Below are 16,170 nucleotides of genomic sequence, written 5' to 3'. Positions count from 1 at the left end.
AGGGCGCGTTGCCGGTTCAGTTATTCGTCAGTGTCAGGATGTGGCGTCAGGCCTGCTTGTCGTAGTACTTCTGCCAGATCTTGATGTTGGTGTCGAGGCCGAGTGTCGGTTCCTTGACCTTCTTGAGGTAGTCGCTCCACTCGCTGTCGATGCCGCCCTTCTGCACCCACTTGGCCAGCTGGTTGTCGGTGTAGTTGAAGATTGCGGTGTTGTTGTTCGACAGGGTGTCCATGTCTTCGCTGCTCGGGTGCACCCAGATCGGGATGACGTCCTTGACCGGGTCGACGTTCTTCTTGATGGTTTCACGCACGGCCTGGTCGCTGGCGGTGACCTGCTCGGCGTTGGTGTCGTTGACGATCGTCACGTCATCGGGGATCCAGCCGGCGAAGCGGTCCTGGAGTGCGACGGCACGGGTGTCCGGGTACTCGGCGTAGGCCTTGGCCTTGTCGATGGTGTACTTGTGGTTGCCGTTGTCGGTCACGATATCCGGGATGGAGCCGTAGAAGCCGGAGACGGAGAGCTTTTCGCTGTACATCGCGTTGATGAGCTTGAGCGCTGCGGCCTTGTTCGCGGTCTTCGGGTTGAGGCTGAGCACGTAGGCGTATTCAGCTGCAGGCTGCGAGTAATCCCACTTGACCTGGGAATCCGGGTCGGAGGCCTTCTGCTTGAGCGGAGGAAGGGTGATGTACTGGTCGGCGAGCTTGTCACCGAACTCCGAGTAGTTGGACCAGCCGAAGGTGACACCGCTGATGGCGGTCTTGCCGTCGCTGATGGTCTGCGAGTTGTACTTGGAGGCGTCGCGGGTCAGCGCGTCCTTCGGGATCAGGCCTTCGGCCATCAGTGAATGCAGGTAGCTGATGGTGTCCTTGAGCTCATTGGAGGTCAGGTAGCTGGCGACCTTGCCGTTCTTGACATAGTAGCCTTGGCTGGATGCGGAGGCGCCCATGAAGCTTGTGGTCAGACCGGTGGAGTTGATCAGCGTCAGCGGGCTCCACAGACCGAAGCCCAAACCGCGGATGTTCATCGGGACCTCATCGGCCTTGCCGTTGCCGTTCGGATCCTTCGTCTTGAAGGCTTCGAGCGTGGTCTTCAGCTCATCCCAAGTGGTCGGGACCGGCAAGCCGAGCTTGTCAAGCCAGGTCTTGTTGATGAACATATGCGTGGCGGAGACGCGGTAGCCTTTGCCGCGGTCGGAGGGGAGCAGATACAGGTGGCCGTTGTCTTCTGCGAACTTCTTGGCGTCGGGCTGCGCCTTGAAGAACTTCTGGACGTTCGGCAGCTTGGACAGGTCCTTGGACATGTCTTCGAACTGTGAGGAATACTTGGTGACGTCGGTGGAGTCATACAGCGACAGGCCGATATCGGGGAAGTCGCCGGCAGCCATCTTGGCGGACTTCTGCTGGCCCCATGCGTTATCGCTGATTTCCTGCCAGTTGATCGTGCAGTCGCAGGCGGTTTCGAGATCCTTGGAGAATTGGGTCTTCTTCATCGGGTTGTCGGTGACGTTGCGCCTGACTTGGATGGTGACGATCGGCTTGCCGTTGGCATCGGTTGTCGCCTTGCCGCTTCCGCCGCATGCGGCGAGCGGGATGAGCATGGATGCCGTTGCGATGGCCGCGATGGCCATCCGTACACTTCTTCGTGCCATTTCTCTGTCCTTCAACTTTACTTGTTGTTTGTGGTGCTGCGGGAATCGACTGGGGAATCAGTGAGACAGGCTGGTGTGAATGTGTTGTCCGTATTGCTTGCTGCTGACGTCCGTGTCGTTTTCCGTTTGCGTGATCTCATCATAAAACATTAAACGTTTAACGGCAAGCGTGAAACGTTTTACGCGTGTCGTTTTTTATGCGAACGTAATCATCGTTGATATAACAACCAATTGGCTTGGATGGGCCGATTCGACGAATTCAATCCGTTGGAGGTTAACGTACGGTCGGCGGTTCCGATACGGCTCGTCGTAGGTGGAGCCCAAGACGCTATCGTCCTGCGCGCGCTGTCTCGCATCGCCTCGTATCTGCCGAAGCCTTGCCTCCCATAATGTCCCATAACGCGAATACCTTGGGATTCATGAGTTCCAAAGCACTTCGTATGTCTACGCTGTTCCTGCGCACGCTGCGCGAGGATCCTGCTGATGCGGACGTCGATTCCGCAAAACTTCTGCAACGCGCCGGGTACATCCGCAAAGCCGCCCCCGGCATCTGGACGTGGCTGCCGCTCGGCTTGCGCGTTCTCGACAAGATCGAAGGAATCATCCGCGAGGAAATCAACGGCATCGGCGCCCAGGAAGTGCATTTCCCGGCCCTGCTGCCCCGCGAGCCCTATGAGGCGACCCATCGCTGGGAAGAGTACGGCGAGAACATCTTCCGTCTGAAGGACCGTCATGGCGCTGACTACCTGCTGGCCCCGACGCACGAAGAGATGTTCACCCTGCTGGTCAAGGACATGTACTCCTCATACAAGGACCTGCCGGTGACGCTGTACCAGATCCAGACCAAGTACCGTGACGAGTTCCGTCCTCGTGCCGGTCTGATTCGCGGTCGCGAGTTCATCATGAAGGACGCCTACTCCTTCACGGTCGACGAGGAAGGCATGCGCAAGGCCTATATGGACGAGCGCGGCGCCTACGAGCGCATTTTCACCCGTCTTGACTTGAAGTACGTTCCGGTGTTCGCCATGTCCGGTCCAATGGGCGGATCCGCATCCGAGGAGTTCTTGGCCCCGATGCCGATCGGCGAAGACACCTTCGCGCTCGCCCCGTCAGGTAAAGCGTGGAACGTTGAAGCGCTGACTACGCCGGAACCGCCGGTCGAGGATTATTCCGATATTCCTGCCGCCGAAAAGGTGCCGACCCCGGATGCGATGAGCATTGAGGACATGGTCGCCCGCGCGAATGCGGATCATCCGCGTGCTGACGGCAGGCAATGGCAGGCGAGCGACATTCTGAAGAACGTGGTGATCGCCGTCAAGCATCCTGAGGATGGCGACCACGACAAGCCGTGGCGTGAACTCGTGGTCGTCGGCGTACCTGGCGATCGCGTGGTCGATATGAAGCGTCTGGAAGCCCAGTTCACTCCGGCGGAGATCGAAGAGGCGACCGAAGACGATCTCAAGGCGCATCCCGAACTGGTGCGCGGCTACATCGGCCCGATGGCGCTTGGTCCGCAGGCTGCGGCACGCGGTGTCGAGCATCCGATCCGCTATTTCGTCGATGCGCATATCGCTCACGGTTCCGCGTGGTTCACGGGTGCCGACGAGCATGAAGTGGACTATTACAACCTGGTGTATGGCCGTGATTTCACTGCTGACGGCACCGTCGAAGCTGTTGAGGTCCGCCATGGCGATATGAGCCCGGACGGTTCCGGTCCGTTGAGCTTCGAGCGCGGCGTGGAAATCGGGCAGGTCTTCCAGCTCGGTCTCAAGTATTCGAACGCCCTTGGTTTGAAGGTGCTCGACCAGAACGGCAAGGCAGTCCCGGTGTGGATGGGTTGCTATGGTATCGGTGTCAGCCGTGTGCTCGCATGCGTCGCAGAAACCCATCATGACGACAAGGGCTTGGCCTGGCCTGCGGTGATCGCCCCAGCCCAAGTGCATGTCCTCGCCACCGGCAAGAACGCCGAAGCATTCGACGCGGCTGAGAAGCTGGTCGCTGAGCTTGAAGACCGGGGTATCGAAGTGCTGTACGACGACCGCAAGAAGGTGTCTCCGGGCGTCAAGTTCAAGGATGCTGAGCTGATTGGCGTTCCGCTGGTCGCTGTCGTCGGCCGCGACACGGTCAACAACGGCACCATCGAAGTCCGCGATCGTGACGGCTCGAACTCCGAGGCTGTAGCGGTCGATGCGGCGGCGCAGACTATCGCCGACCGTCTTGCCGCACTGCTCGGCAAGTAAGACTTCGCCGTTGTGTTCCCCCTGAACGGCGTTCGCGTTCGCGCCGGGGAACAAGCCTGTGACGGGCGCCGCTGTGTTCAAGGCGGCGCCCGTCGCTGTATGTATGTCGGAATGCCGGCACTGGCGGCCGGTCTTGCTGTCTTCCCATGCGATTGTGCCCTGATCGGCCTCATTGCCGCAGCTCTCTGTCGAAGAAGGGCGGCATGTTGTGGTGGTGCGGTGATCGAGGACGATCGCGCAAGCCAAGTGCTCACACCGGTTGACGTGAGTTATCCACATGCCGGTGTTCTTCGGTTTTGTTGATATTCTGCGCTTTTCCCCTGCATCAGATAACTTTTGACCACATTTTCCGTTTCACTGGCGCCGCACGGGCGTCGCCCGGAAGAATAGGAAGTACCGCAGGGGCGGCGATGGCATCCTGCAACGTGACAGGCCAATCTCCTCGCTCCAATCTCCGGTTGCGTGGCAGGACATGCCCCGTCGCGCCTGCGGTCCACATATCGCAGGTATCGGTTCAATATCAAGGGGAAGCAATGGTGCAGCAAGGGTTGATCACTATCAACGGGTACGTCGGTTCGGATCCGGTCAATTTCGGCAAGGACGCATCTGCCTGTTCATTCAGGATCGGGTGTACGCGCCGATATTTCGACAACACGGCCAAGGAATGGAAGGACCGCCCGACCATATGGATTACGGTTAAGGCGTTCCGCGCGTTGGCCCGCAACGTGACGGCGAGTGTGCATAAAGGCGATCCGATAATCGTTTCGGGCACGCTGGCGAATGAGCAATGGGAACGTGACGGCGAAACCCATTCCAGAACGGTTATCGAGGCGGCTTCCATCGGCCATGATCTTGGATTGGGGGTATCGCAATTCACCAGACACAAACCCGGGTTTGCGCCTGCGACGCCGGCACAGCCGCAACAGGCCGCACCGAACGCATCGGAGCAGGCAGCCATGCCTCAAACCGCGTCAGCAGAGCAAAGTCATCACAGTGATCTTCCGCGTGATCCCTACGCTGAAGTGCAAGACTCGCAAATGGCAGACAGCGGCGAGTACCCAGTGCCGGAAGACGACGAAAACCCTCCTGAGGAAGCATTTTGATCCGGGACGGTCTCACAGAACTCCAGCAATGGCAATGGCCACGAAGACATGCAGACGCCTTCGTGGCCACATGGTGGGGTGTCGCACAGCAAGTCGGTCACATGCGTGACACGGCTGGGCAGGGCAACGGCGCATGGACTGGCGGTTGCAGCCGTACGCCGTATCGGCAGCCGGGCGGTGTCACCAGATGCGCACCCGCTTGTCGGGGGCGAGCCACATCGCGTCCTGCGGCTGGACGTTGAACGCCGTATAGAACAGATCGACGTTCCGCACGATGCCGTTGGTACGGAATTCCGCAGGGGAGTGAGGGTCGATCTGCAGATACTGCTCGGCAAGCTCATCACGCTGCTTGGTCCGCCAGATCGAGGCATAGCTGAGGAAGAAACGCTGCAGTCCCGTAAAGCCGTCAATGTCAGGAGCGGCATCGAGCGCGGCCTTGATGGCGCAGGGGGAGCCATCTTCAGGCTTGCCGGCTGCGGCGTCGAGCGCGAAGGCATAGGCTTTCAGCGCGATGTTCACGCCGCCCAGATCGCCGATATTCTCGCCGATGGTCAGGGCGCCATTGACATGGGGCGCCTTGTCCGGCTGGTCTGCGTACTTCTCGGCGAGCTGGCTCGGCACAAAACCGTTGTATTGTTCGATCAGGGCTTTCGTCCGTTGCTCGAAGTGCTTGCGGTCCTCATCGGTCCACCAGTTGTTGAGCTTGCCGTCGCCGTCATACTGACTGCCCTGATCGTCGAAGCCGTGTCCGATTTCGTGGCCGATGACGGCGCCGATGCCGCCGTAGTTCGCGGCGTCATCGGCCTCAGGATTGAAGAAGGGGGGTTGCAAAATCGCTGCCGGGAACACGATGACATTCAACGACGGCTCATAATAGGCGTTGACCGTCTGCGGGTTCATCAGCCACTCATCACGGTCGACGGGTTCGCCGGCCTTGGACAGCTGGTAGCCGTTCTCGTACAGGGATGCGGCGCGCATATTGTCCACGAGGCCGACACCATCGCGCACGTCCAGAGCAGCGTAGTCGCGCCAGTGGTTGGGGTACCCGACTTTGGCGGTGAACTTCGAGAGCTTCTCCAGCGCCTTGCCTTTGGTCGCTTCGCCAAGCCAGTCGCTGGTGCTGATCGACACACGGTAGGCGTCAATCAGATTGCCGACGAGCTGCTCCATGCGTTGCTTGGAGCTTTCAGGGAAGTGGCGCTTGACATACTCGCGTCCGACGTCTTCGCCGCACACCCCATTGACCAGAGCGACGCCGCGCTTCCACCGGTCGCGCTGCTGCTTCGCACCGGACAACACCTTGCCGAAGAACGCGAAGTTCGTCTCGTCAAACTCATGGCTGAGCATGCCCGCCCATCCAATGATGGTGTGGACGCGCGCCCACAGCTTGAGATCATCGAGATCACTTGCCGCCCAGAAAGCGTCAAGCCCGGACAGGAAGCTCGGCTCATGCACGATCGTATGCTGCACAATCGCTGTGAAATCAAGCGGTTGTGCCTGACCCGCGGCGGTCGCGTCGTACGACGCCTGCCATGCGTCCACCCAATCGGACATGCCGAAATGCTCCAACGTTTCGCTCAATGCCGCGAAATCAGTGGGGTTGTATGTTTTCTGCGAATCCCTGGTGGCTACGTTGTCCCAATGGTGCGAAGCAATCGCGGTCTCCACCTCGAGGAAGCGTTTCGCCTGCTCCTCGGTCGCCAACTCATCGCCATACCCCGCCTGACGCAGCTGCTTGGCGACCATCGCCACATACTGTTCGCGGACCGGGGCATAGTGGTCGTCGCGGTAGTACGCTTCGTCGGGCAGGCCGATACCCGCCTGCTCGACATGCACGATGTTATGTTCAGGGTCTCCGGGGTCGCCGTATACCGCCATGGCGAACAGATCAGGTCCGCCAGTCGGGTTCAGCGAGCCGAGCACGCGGGTGAGCGCGGTCTTATCCGCGGCATGGTCGATGGCGTCGAGATCGGGGCGGATCGGCTCAATGCCGGCGGCATCCACGGCATCCGTATCGCAGAAGGCGCGGTAAAGGGCACGCGATTTCGTCGCAGGACAATTATCATCCTCAAGGATGTCACGAATCTGGCTTTCGGCGTTTTCCGCGAGCTTGTCGAAGGAACCATACCGGGAACGATCGTCAGGAAGACGATACGTGTCAATCCAAGGCCCGTTCACATAGCGGAACAGGTCGTCAGCGGGCTTGATGACCGAGGAGAAAGAAGCCGGGTCGAGGCCGGAAACCAAAGCGTTGCTCATAGCTTCACCCTAGCCATCTTCAGTGACAACCCAGGCGCCATCGCGTCCCCTGCGGCAGGGGGAAATGACCGATCGTCGAGAAGGGAAACCCGACAACATCGCGCATGTTGTTCCTTCACAAGGCTGTCACACCCGGATACAATGCGAAGTGTAGGCAAAAACAGGCGCCTGTAAGGAAAGGAGTAGTCATGACTGATCAGAATATGAATCAGAATCCTTATGGACCGTATGCCAACAACCCCAACCCGAACGCAGGACAGAACCCTGTGTCTGAGGACGGAAGCCAGTACTCATTCAATCCATTCCGGCTCGTCGAGGAAATGTTGCCGCAGCGGGCGAAGAACACCATCCGCGGAGCCTACGGGCTCATTGGCATTGTCGCGCTCATCCTCGGCATCGCACTGCTGGTGTGGCCGGGCAAGACACTCGTCGTCGCGGCAGTCGCGCTCGGCGTCTTCTTCGTCATCGCCGGAGTCGTCCGCATCGTCAGCGCCATCGTCGAACTCGGCCTGCCCGCCGGCTGGCGTGTGCTTGATATCATCGTGGGTCTGCTGCTGACCATCGGCGGCGTCATCATGTTCAAGTACACGGCTCTATCCGCGCAGACCCTGCTGATCGTCATCACGCTGACCGTCGGCATCTGCTGGATCGTCGAAGGCATCATGGCATTGACCGAATCCTGGATGCTGCCGAAGCAAGGATGGGCGATTTTCTACGCGATCATTTCAATCATCGCGGGTATCGCAATCCTGTTCTGGCCTGGGCCGTCGGCGCTTACGCTGATGATTTTCGGCGGAATCACGCTGATTGTGCTTGGTGTCAGCGCGATTGTGCGCGCGTTCACCTTCGGCAAACCCAGCAAACGATAGCTGACGTGCGCTATACGACGCCGTGAAGTCATAAGGATCGTGGGCCGCATGCCGCAACTGGCGTGCGGCCCACGGTATTGTGTCCGCTCACCGGACGGCTGATTCACCGTGCAACGGCTTGCTTTGTAAGCCGCACGAAGTAGGGTTACAACTATGATCGAACTGAAAACACCTCAGGAAATCGAAGCAATGAAGCCTGCCGGTCACTTCGTCGGCAGCATTCTCAAAGAACTGCGCGCCCAGACCGGCGTTGGCACCAATCTGCTTGACATTGACGACTACGTCCGTCGTCGTATCGAAAGCCGTAAAGGCGCGGAATCCTGCTATGTAGACTATGCTCCGGATTTCGGTACCGGCCCGTTCAAACACTACATCTGCATCTCCGTCAACGATGCCGTGCTGCACGGCGTCCCCTATGACTACAACCTGCAGGACGGCGATCTGGTCAGCCTCGACCTGGCCATCAGCGTCGACGGGTGGGTCGGCGATTCCGCCATCAGCTTCGTGGTCGGCAAGGACAAGGACCCCGAAGATCTGCGGTTGATCAAATGCACGGAAGATGCGCTCGCCGCCGGCATCGCCCAGGCTCAGCCCGGCAACCGTCTCGGTGACATTTCGTCGGCAATCGGCGATGTCGCACACGAGCAGGGATACACCGTGAACCTCGAATTCGGCGGCCACGGCGTCGGCCACGTCATGCACGGCGATCCGCATGTCGCCAATGATGGCAAGGCGCATCACGGGTATAAGCTGCGCCCGGGCCTGGTCATCGCGATCGAACCGTGGTTCATGAAGACGACAGATGAAATCTACCAAGATCCGAAGGACGGCTGGACGCTGCGTTCCGCCGATGGTTCGCGCGGTGCGCATACCGAGCACACCATCGCGATCACCGAGAACGGTCCGGTGATTCTTACCGCCCGCGACGAGTAATAATACGGCGCTCAAGCGGATCAGCCCATCAGGGGCATTTGCCGGCAGAGGTGTGGACGGGTGCGTCCCGCCCTGCCGGTTTTTATCGCTTCCGCGCCGGACGGTTACAGACCATTGCGCTGCCAGTGGATGACCGTTGTGCAAGACATCCCAGTCACGGCTATGCGCAGTCTGTTATGATGAACACACTCCAGCACGCGTAATGCGACCGTCATCGCATCAGTGGCAGTGGTACATGATGCCGTGTGACGGGTGCGCACGTATCTTACAGAAAGGGGAGTTGATGGCGACAGCCGAGTTGAAGATCGATTCCGAACAGTACGATCTGCCGCTGGTGAAAGCGACCTCGGGGCCGGACGGCATCGTTGTGTCTAATTTGCGCAATGACGGTTGGGTCACGCTCGACCCCGGTTTCTTGACGACCGCGCAGTGTGAATCAAAAATCACGTTTATCGACGGCAACAACTCGATTCTGCGATACCGAGGCTACCCGATTGAGCAGTTGTGCGAACAGTCTGATTTCCTTGAAGTCGCTTGGTTGTTGCGCCACGGTGAACTGCCTACGCGCCAGCAGTACGACAAGTTCTGCTCGGATATCAACCATCGCACCATGGTGGGGGAGGATTTCCGCACGTTCATGGGGTCGTTCCCGCGCACTTCGCATCCGATGAGCGTGCTCGCCTCGGCAATCAACGCGCTGGCGGCCTTCTATCCTGACACCACAGATGTCAACGATTCCGACCAGCTTGATGAAGCCGCCGAAATCATCATGGCGAAGGCGCGCACCATCGTCAGTTACATCTTCCGCCGTCGTCGTGATGAGCCGATGCTGTATCCGGATGTGTCGCGAGGCTATGTGGATGATTTCCTGCGCATGTGCTTCGCCGTGCCCTACGAGCCGTTCGAATCCGACCAGCTTTATGTGCATGCTCTCGGCCGTCTGCTGATCATCCATGCCGATCATGAGCAGAATTGCTCGACTTCTGTGGTGCGTATCGCGGGGAGTGCACATGCCAACCTGTATTCCGCGGTTGCTGCCGGTGTCAACGCGTTGTCAGGTCCGTTGCATGGCGGGGCGAACGAAGCGGTGCTGCGCCAGCTCAAGGCTATCCGCGACTCTGGCAAGACCGTCAAGGAATTTGTCGAATGGTCCAAGGAGAACGGCAAACGCATTGCAGGGCTCGGTCATCGCGTGTACAAGTCGTATGATCCTCGCGCTGCGATCGCCAAGTCCTATCTCAAGAAAATCGTGGAGCATGAAGCGACGTCGAAGCTGCCGAAGGACGAGCGCGCGTTGTTTGATGTCGCTACGGAGCTTGAGCAGATTGCGCTGAATGACGAGTACTTCGTGTCGCGCCACCTGTATCCGAACGTCGATTTCTATACTGGATTGATTTACCGTGCGATCGGTTTCGATCCCGCCATGTTCACGACGTTGTTTGCGCTCGGCCGCATTCCTGGATGGATTGCGCAATACCGGGAGATGCTTGACGATCCGATGACGAAGATCGGACGTCCGCGCCAGGTATACACGGGCGAGGCAAAGCGCGATTACGTTCCGATGGATCAGCGCTGAAGCACGGTGATGCCGCGGCTGTGGTCAGCGACGTTCGCGGTGTTCGCGACGGTCAGCTGTGGTCAGCGACGGTCAGCGACGGTCAGCGACGGTCAGCGACGGTCAGCGGTGTTCGCGGCGGTCAGCGACGTTCGTGGCGTCAGCGGCGGTCATCCCCGCGCAAGGGAGTACGTAACGGGTGTCGTGGTGTAGCCGCCGCGATGCCCGTTTTGCATTGGCATTGATATGTCGCGTAATTGCGCCCTGTCGTGACTGTCTTTTATTGCGGTTGTCTCATGCTGTGTGCCTCTACTGTGGCTGCCGCTTACTGTGGCTGCCTGTACTGTGCTGCTGTCCGTCCGACTGTGGATGTCTTGTGTTGTGGCTGCCTTTGTCGTTGCGGTGCTGCTGCTTTGATTGCCTCTACTGAGGTGGTCTGGTATTGTGTCTGCCTTTTGTTGCTGTGTTGGACGTTTCTGTGTCGGTTGGCCGGCATGCCCATATCCCTGATTGTGAGTGATGACTCGTCATCCGTAGGATGATGCACCCTGTTTGCTGACTATTCTGCTCACTGATGCCTTGGTTGTGAGTGACGGCTCACTACCAATTGCTGGAAAATGTCTTCCGGGGGTCGATTCGGATACTCACATCGTTGATTGTGAGCGGCGGCTTACAACCAACGGCGGAAAGGCCCCGTTCCGTTGTCGATTCAAACCGCCAACATTCTCGGTTGTGAGTGATGACTCACGATGTAAGCGGTGACTAATGGTCGTCGTTACAGTCGACGTCAGACATAGCCCGAGATGATGACTGTGTCAGAGGATGTCCTCGCAATCTGCAATCTGCTGTTGTGATTGTTGCGTGCGGCGGCTCACAATCATTGGTACAAAAGGTGTTGTTCGTAGCCGATTTTCACCGTCCTCATGCCGATTGTGAGTGGCAATTCGCAATCAATACACAGAACGAGGCAGTACATTGATTGCGCTGATTGTCTGTCGTATCGGTTGTGAGTGGGGACGCACAATCGATACGACGGGGAATCTGATCAGGGAATCGTCATGCGCTGCAGGGCTTTGGTTGTGAGCGGCGACTCACAGCTCCCAATCTTATGGCCTTGAACGACTCGACTTGGACACATGATTGGGGCTCGTTGTGAGTGGTGACTCACAACCGACATCGTATGGCTGTGGTACGGCAAGATACTCGCGCATTATAGTGAATCGTTGCTGATGGCGACTCACAATCAAGCTGTGGAGATGGGCTAATGGTGCTTATCGCGATGTGTTGTCAAATACGCAGCGCGCTGTCACCCACAACCAATGAATTGTCAGTCGCAACCAATGCAAAGTGGAGAGGCGCAGAACCGACGAAATTGATCAGATCAGCCTCTCCACACCGAATCGTGCCTGGCGCCGTACTTATTTATGCGGGACAACCGAGGGGATTCGCTCCACACTAATCATGCCTGGCCCAGACCATGAACCAGCTTGGCAAACAGTCTCTCACCCGCATGCACGAACATCTGGTACGTAATCGTTGGAAACGCGAACGTTCTCAATCGATACGAGGCGGAATGAAGGGACTTAAGCTATTGGCCTATTGCCCAATGTGCTCACAACGATATTGGACAATAGGCAGGGCGCCATGCCATGTTGCTCTGTCACCCATCAGATTCCAAATACCAGCGTGAAAATCAACGCAACTATGGCAAGCCCGCCCTGCTTAAGGATGATCCACGGGCTGCTGGTAAAGCTGCCGTATGCGGCGACCGCGATGATGTAGCCCAGCAACCATACGACCGCCATTTGCGACTGATATCCGAACAGGGCGATAAGCAGAAGCACCCCGATCAGCAGATTGTAAACGCCTTGGTTTCGAAACAGCGTGGTCACTGATGCGCGCGATAGCTCTTCGGTCGTCATGCCAAACACGCGTGCGGTGGATGAGGATGTGGTCGCGATGGTTTCCAGATAGAAGATATACATGAACTCAATGGTCACGAGGGTTGTCAGAACAACGCTGATGATGTGCATGATGTTGCTTCTTTCCAGGGATTATTTCTGATTATTTTGATTTCTTACGATCATCGAATAGTGCGAGTTGATGAAAACATTGCAATACGGTGATTACTGTGATAAAACCACATTGGCACATATCTCATAAATATTTACGGGGCAAATGAATGATATTAAAATCATCTGCCCCGTAAATATGATGAAATAGGTAGAAAAATTGGGAATGCGCTCAGTTCTTGTGCAGTTTTTCGTTGAGGGCGATGCCGACCTTGCGGTAGCGCGCCTCGATTCTGCCGCTGACCGAATTGCGGATGAACAAGATGTTGTTCTTGCCGCTCAGATCTGAGCCCTTGACCACGTCGAGCGGCTCGCCCGCGGCGACCTTAGCCTTGTCGTAGACGGTCACCTTGGTGCCTGCAGTCACGTACAATCCGGCTTCAACCACGCAGTTGTCGCCCAAGGAGATGCCGATGCCGGCGTTTGCTCCGAGCAGCGAGTGTTCGCCGATGGAATTGCGCAGCTTGCCACCGCCCGACAGCGTGCCCATAATCGACGCGCCGCCGCCGATGTCGGAGCCATTGCCGACGACGACACCCTGCGAGATGCGGCCTTCAACCATCGAGACGCCGAGCGTGCCGGCGTTGAAGTTTACGAACCCTTCATGCATGACCGTCGTGCCTTCGGACAGGTAGGCGCCGAGTCTGACGCGGTCGGCGTTACCGATGCGCACGCCGGTGGGAACGACATAATCGACCATGCGCGGCATCTTGTCGACGAGCATGACTTCGACGTTAGCGCTTGGAGCGCCGTTGGCGGCATTGGCTGCGGCTGCCTGCACATCCATCTTGCGCAGGGCGAAATCTTCGATGGCAAATGGACCGTAATTGGTCCACACGACGTTGGTGAGTACGCCGAAGATGCCGTCAAGATTGATGGTGTTTGGTTTTGCGAGACGCATGCTTAACAGATGTAGACGCAGGTACGCGTCGGCGGCGTCCACCGGTGCGGCATCCAGGTCGCTGACGGTGAAGACGGGGACGCGTCGCACCCCGCGCGCGTCGGCTTGTTCGCGAACGAGAGCGTCAAATCCGTGTGCGGGACGGTCGGCCGGCGATGGGGCGGGGCCGAGGGTGAGTTTTGGATACCAAACATCGAGTGTGGCGCCGGCTGCATCGATGCTTGCCAGTCCCCATCCCCATGCGGTGCGTTGATCTGCCATGATATGTTCCTGCTTTCTGATGTCCTGAAGGCTTCGAATGTCTTGAAGGCACGCGTTGTGTATGTTGCGCTTACTGGCGAGTATATTACGGTTGACCGGTTATGGATAGGCGGTTTCCGGTGTGCGAGTTGTTTTGCGGTGTGTGAAGGATGTGCGCTGATTGGGCTGAACGTGAGGGAGGTTTCGCACGTGATGAACGGCGGATATTGTGGATGGATGGTGCGGCTGGATGGTGCGGTATTGGCGGCATTGTTGGAGTTGCGCGGGAGCGCTGGCGGGGTCGGCGGCGGGGCTCGCGGGGTCGCGAGTGCACGCGACTACCGGACGCACCCGTGGGGTGCTGGCGGGGTTGGCGAAGGTTGCTCGGTACGATTGATGGGGCAGGAGAGATTGGCGGTGACGGTTTCCGTGGGAATGCGTTGCGGGATTGGCGAGGGCTGTTCGGTACGATCGATGGGGCTGGCAGGATTGTCGGCTGCGGTATCCGTGGGAATGCGCGACGGGATTGACAGGACGGTCTCGGCGGCTTGACGCGGCGTGGCGGACAGTATTTGTCGACGATTCTTGCAGCCCGTTGAGTGGTGTCCCGGCTGTGTTCGTGATTGTTGTTGTGATTGCGATGATCCCTCCATCTTTATATATCGTGCTGGTTGTGAGTGGTGACTCGCAATGTGTGCTGTGTGGGCGTTGATAATGGCGCAGAGGCGTTGTCGTCGTGTTGGTTGTGAGTGGTGACTCGCAATGTGTGCTGTGTGGGCGTTGATAATGGCGCAGAGGCGTTGTCGTCGTGTTGGTTGTGAGTGGTGACTCGCAAACGTATGCTATGTGAGCGCTAATAAAGACGCAAAAGTTTTATCATCATGCTGGTTGTGAGTAGCGACTCACAACCAGCCGTGTTATGTCGCCTCGATGCGCAGAAAGATGACCTCAACGTATTCCATTGTGAGGCAGCGCTCACAACAAAGCCAATAGGCATCGGTGACCCCGTCTCCAGTCGCGGGATGAGAACCGTGCCCACATCGCAACGGCGCGGACATTTCTGTTATCTGTCCGTCGCTGGCAATCGTTCGACCAGAATTTGTGGGACTTGGTCACGCGGTGGGTGCGCGCGATCGCACAGCCGTATGTGGATAACCGCATCTTTTGACCACATTGTCCGTCATCGCTTTCGGTGAGGATGGCGGCAAGCTAGCGTCGAACGTATGACTATGAACACGGTTGAGCATCGACGGTCTGGGCTTTTGACGCAGGCTTGTGGACGGCGCGTCGAAACGACCCCGGTCAGACTGCTGCGCGTTCAAGCGGAGACACTGATTCGCTGCCGCGAACTTCAGTCGCGTGTCGCCTCGCCGTTGATTTTCGCGCTGAGCACCGCACTGAAATTGCTGTGTATCGACGTGCCAAATGGGTTGGATCATGACGAGTTGGTAGTGGTCGCTGATTCGCAGAAAACCCGCAGACGAATCGCAGGAGTGCGGTGCATATTTTGGAGTTATCCCATGCGATTCGTGCATCTTGATGGCATCACGTGCGTTGCCCCGGATACGACATGGCTGATGTATGCGCGACGTTCTAAGCTCGGATCGCTGGTGCTGCTGGGGGATGCTTTCATGCGAAGAGACCGTGATCAACGGTGGATGCCGTTGCGCGATTTTCGTGATTCTTGTCATGCGATACACGAGCAAATTCGAAAGACCGGGAGACGGATGCCAGCCGGCACTGCGCAATTGCGCCGGGCTTTGGTCTTGATGAAAGAGAATACGGATTCTGTTCGGGAAAGTGAATTGCGATTGATGTTGCTGTCCTATGGATTGCCGATGCCGCAAGTCAATCCGCAGCTCGATATCAAGAAGATGCCAGGACAGACGAATGCGAATATCCGCCGCAAATTGTTCCTTGATCTTGCATATCCGGAATATAAAGTCGCTGTCGAATATGACGGCAAATATCATGCCGGTAACTGGGAAGAAGATGTGCGCCGCCGTATGATGCTTGAAGATGCTGGTTGGGTATGCGTGAACGCCACCCGGAACGATATGCGGACCGATACCGAACGGCGTGCCTTCGCTGCCAGTGTGGCATCCCGTCTGGAACGTCAATCGGGGCGAAAACATGCGGTGTCAGGCCCGATTTCGTTGCGGCGATTGGCTTCTCGTTTGCTGCGTGGGATGAAGCGGGCAGATGAATCCGGTGTCTCAGGTGTCTCAGGTATCGAAGAAACGCACGCTCGCAGCTGATCAGTGCTGCACGGCGTATGTGTGATGATGAATGTACTGGCGCCGCTGGCGTTGTTGCATGGTGCGTGAAGTGCGTTTCGCATGTTGCTTGT

The 16,170-nt window shown here is 57.9% G+C and carries 10 protein-coding genes; 6 read left to right on the top strand and 4 right to left on the bottom strand.

Annotated features, from left to right (window positions below):
- Positions 1-46: 46 nt before the first annotated feature.
- Positions 47-1,648: an extracellular solute-binding protein gene (locus DSM100238_RS02245; RefSeq protein ID WP_152355109.1), complete on the bottom strand. Its 1,602-nt coding sequence runs from the start codon at positions 1,646-1,648 to the stop codon at positions 47-49.
- A gap of 419 nt (positions 1,649-2,067) precedes the next feature.
- On the opposite strand from DSM100238_RS02245, the gene DSM100238_RS02240 reads away from it, so the two are divergent.
- Positions 2,068-3,888, top strand: coding sequence for a proline--tRNA ligase (locus tag DSM100238_RS02240; protein ID WP_167510984.1), 1,821 nt, complete (start codon positions 2,068-2,070; stop codon positions 3,886-3,888).
- Positions 3,889-4,421: 533 nt separating this feature from the next.
- Positions 4,422-4,991: a single-stranded DNA-binding protein gene (locus tag DSM100238_RS02235; RefSeq protein WP_152355108.1), complete on the top strand. Its 570-nt coding sequence runs from the start codon at positions 4,422-4,424 to the stop codon at positions 4,989-4,991.
- Between the two features lie 180 nt (positions 4,992-5,171).
- Here DSM100238_RS02235 and DSM100238_RS02230 read toward each other — a convergent pair whose 3' ends face one another.
- On the bottom strand, positions 5,172-7,250 hold the full coding sequence (locus DSM100238_RS02230) for a M13 family metallopeptidase (protein WP_152355107.1): 2,079 nt from the start codon (positions 7,248-7,250) through the stop codon (positions 5,172-5,174).
- A gap of 188 nt (positions 7,251-7,438) precedes the next feature.
- Between DSM100238_RS02230 and DSM100238_RS02225 the strand changes: the two genes are divergently transcribed.
- The 3 genes from DSM100238_RS02225 to DSM100238_RS02215 all read left to right on the top strand — a co-directional run bounded on the left by DSM100238_RS02225 (position 7,439) and on the right by DSM100238_RS02215 (position 10,628).
- Positions 7,439-8,119 carry an HdeD family acid-resistance protein gene (locus DSM100238_RS02225; protein WP_152355106.1) on the top strand — a complete coding sequence of 227 codons (681 nt, stop codon included), beginning with the start codon at positions 7,439-7,441 and terminating at the stop codon, positions 8,117-8,119.
- Positions 8,120-8,272: 153 nt separating this feature from the next.
- Complete coding sequence (gene map / locus DSM100238_RS02220) at positions 8,273-9,052, top strand: type I methionyl aminopeptidase (protein WP_152355105.1); 780 nt, start codon at positions 8,273-8,275, stop codon at positions 9,050-9,052.
- A 283-nt stretch (positions 9,053-9,335) separates the two neighbouring features.
- Positions 9,336-10,628 (top strand): citrate synthase, encoded by a 1,293-nt coding sequence (locus DSM100238_RS02215; protein WP_152355104.1) that lies wholly within the window; start codon positions 9,336-9,338, stop codon positions 10,626-10,628.
- Between the two features lie 1,646 nt (positions 10,629-12,274).
- Here the strand turns inward: DSM100238_RS02215 and DSM100238_RS02210 are convergent.
- Together DSM100238_RS02210 and dapD are read right to left on the bottom strand one after the other, a co-directional pair.
- Positions 12,275-12,640: a DUF1304 domain-containing protein gene (locus DSM100238_RS02210; RefSeq protein WP_152355103.1), complete on the bottom strand. Its 366-nt coding sequence runs from the start codon at positions 12,638-12,640 to the stop codon at positions 12,275-12,277.
- Between the two features lie 211 nt (positions 12,641-12,851).
- Entirely contained in the window at positions 12,852-13,841 is a 990-nt protein-coding gene (dapD, locus tag DSM100238_RS02205) for a 2,3,4,5-tetrahydropyridine-2,6-dicarboxylate N-succinyltransferase (RefSeq protein WP_152355102.1), read from the bottom strand.
- 1,208 nt (positions 13,842-15,049) lie between these two features.
- Here dapD and DSM100238_RS02200 point away from each other — a divergent pair.
- Entirely contained in the window at positions 15,050-16,078 is a 1,029-nt protein-coding gene (locus tag DSM100238_RS02200; protein WP_167510983.1) for a DUF559 domain-containing protein, read from the top strand.
- The last annotated feature ends 92 nt before the right edge of the window (positions 16,079-16,170 follow it).

The organism is Bifidobacterium apri (assembly GCF_009299485.1).
GTDB lineage: Bacteria > Actinomycetota > Actinomycetes > Actinomycetales > Bifidobacteriaceae > Bifidobacterium > Bifidobacterium apri.
The sequence above is the reverse complement of the archived record's forward strand: the minus strand, read 5'-3'. Positions and strand labels throughout refer to the sequence as shown.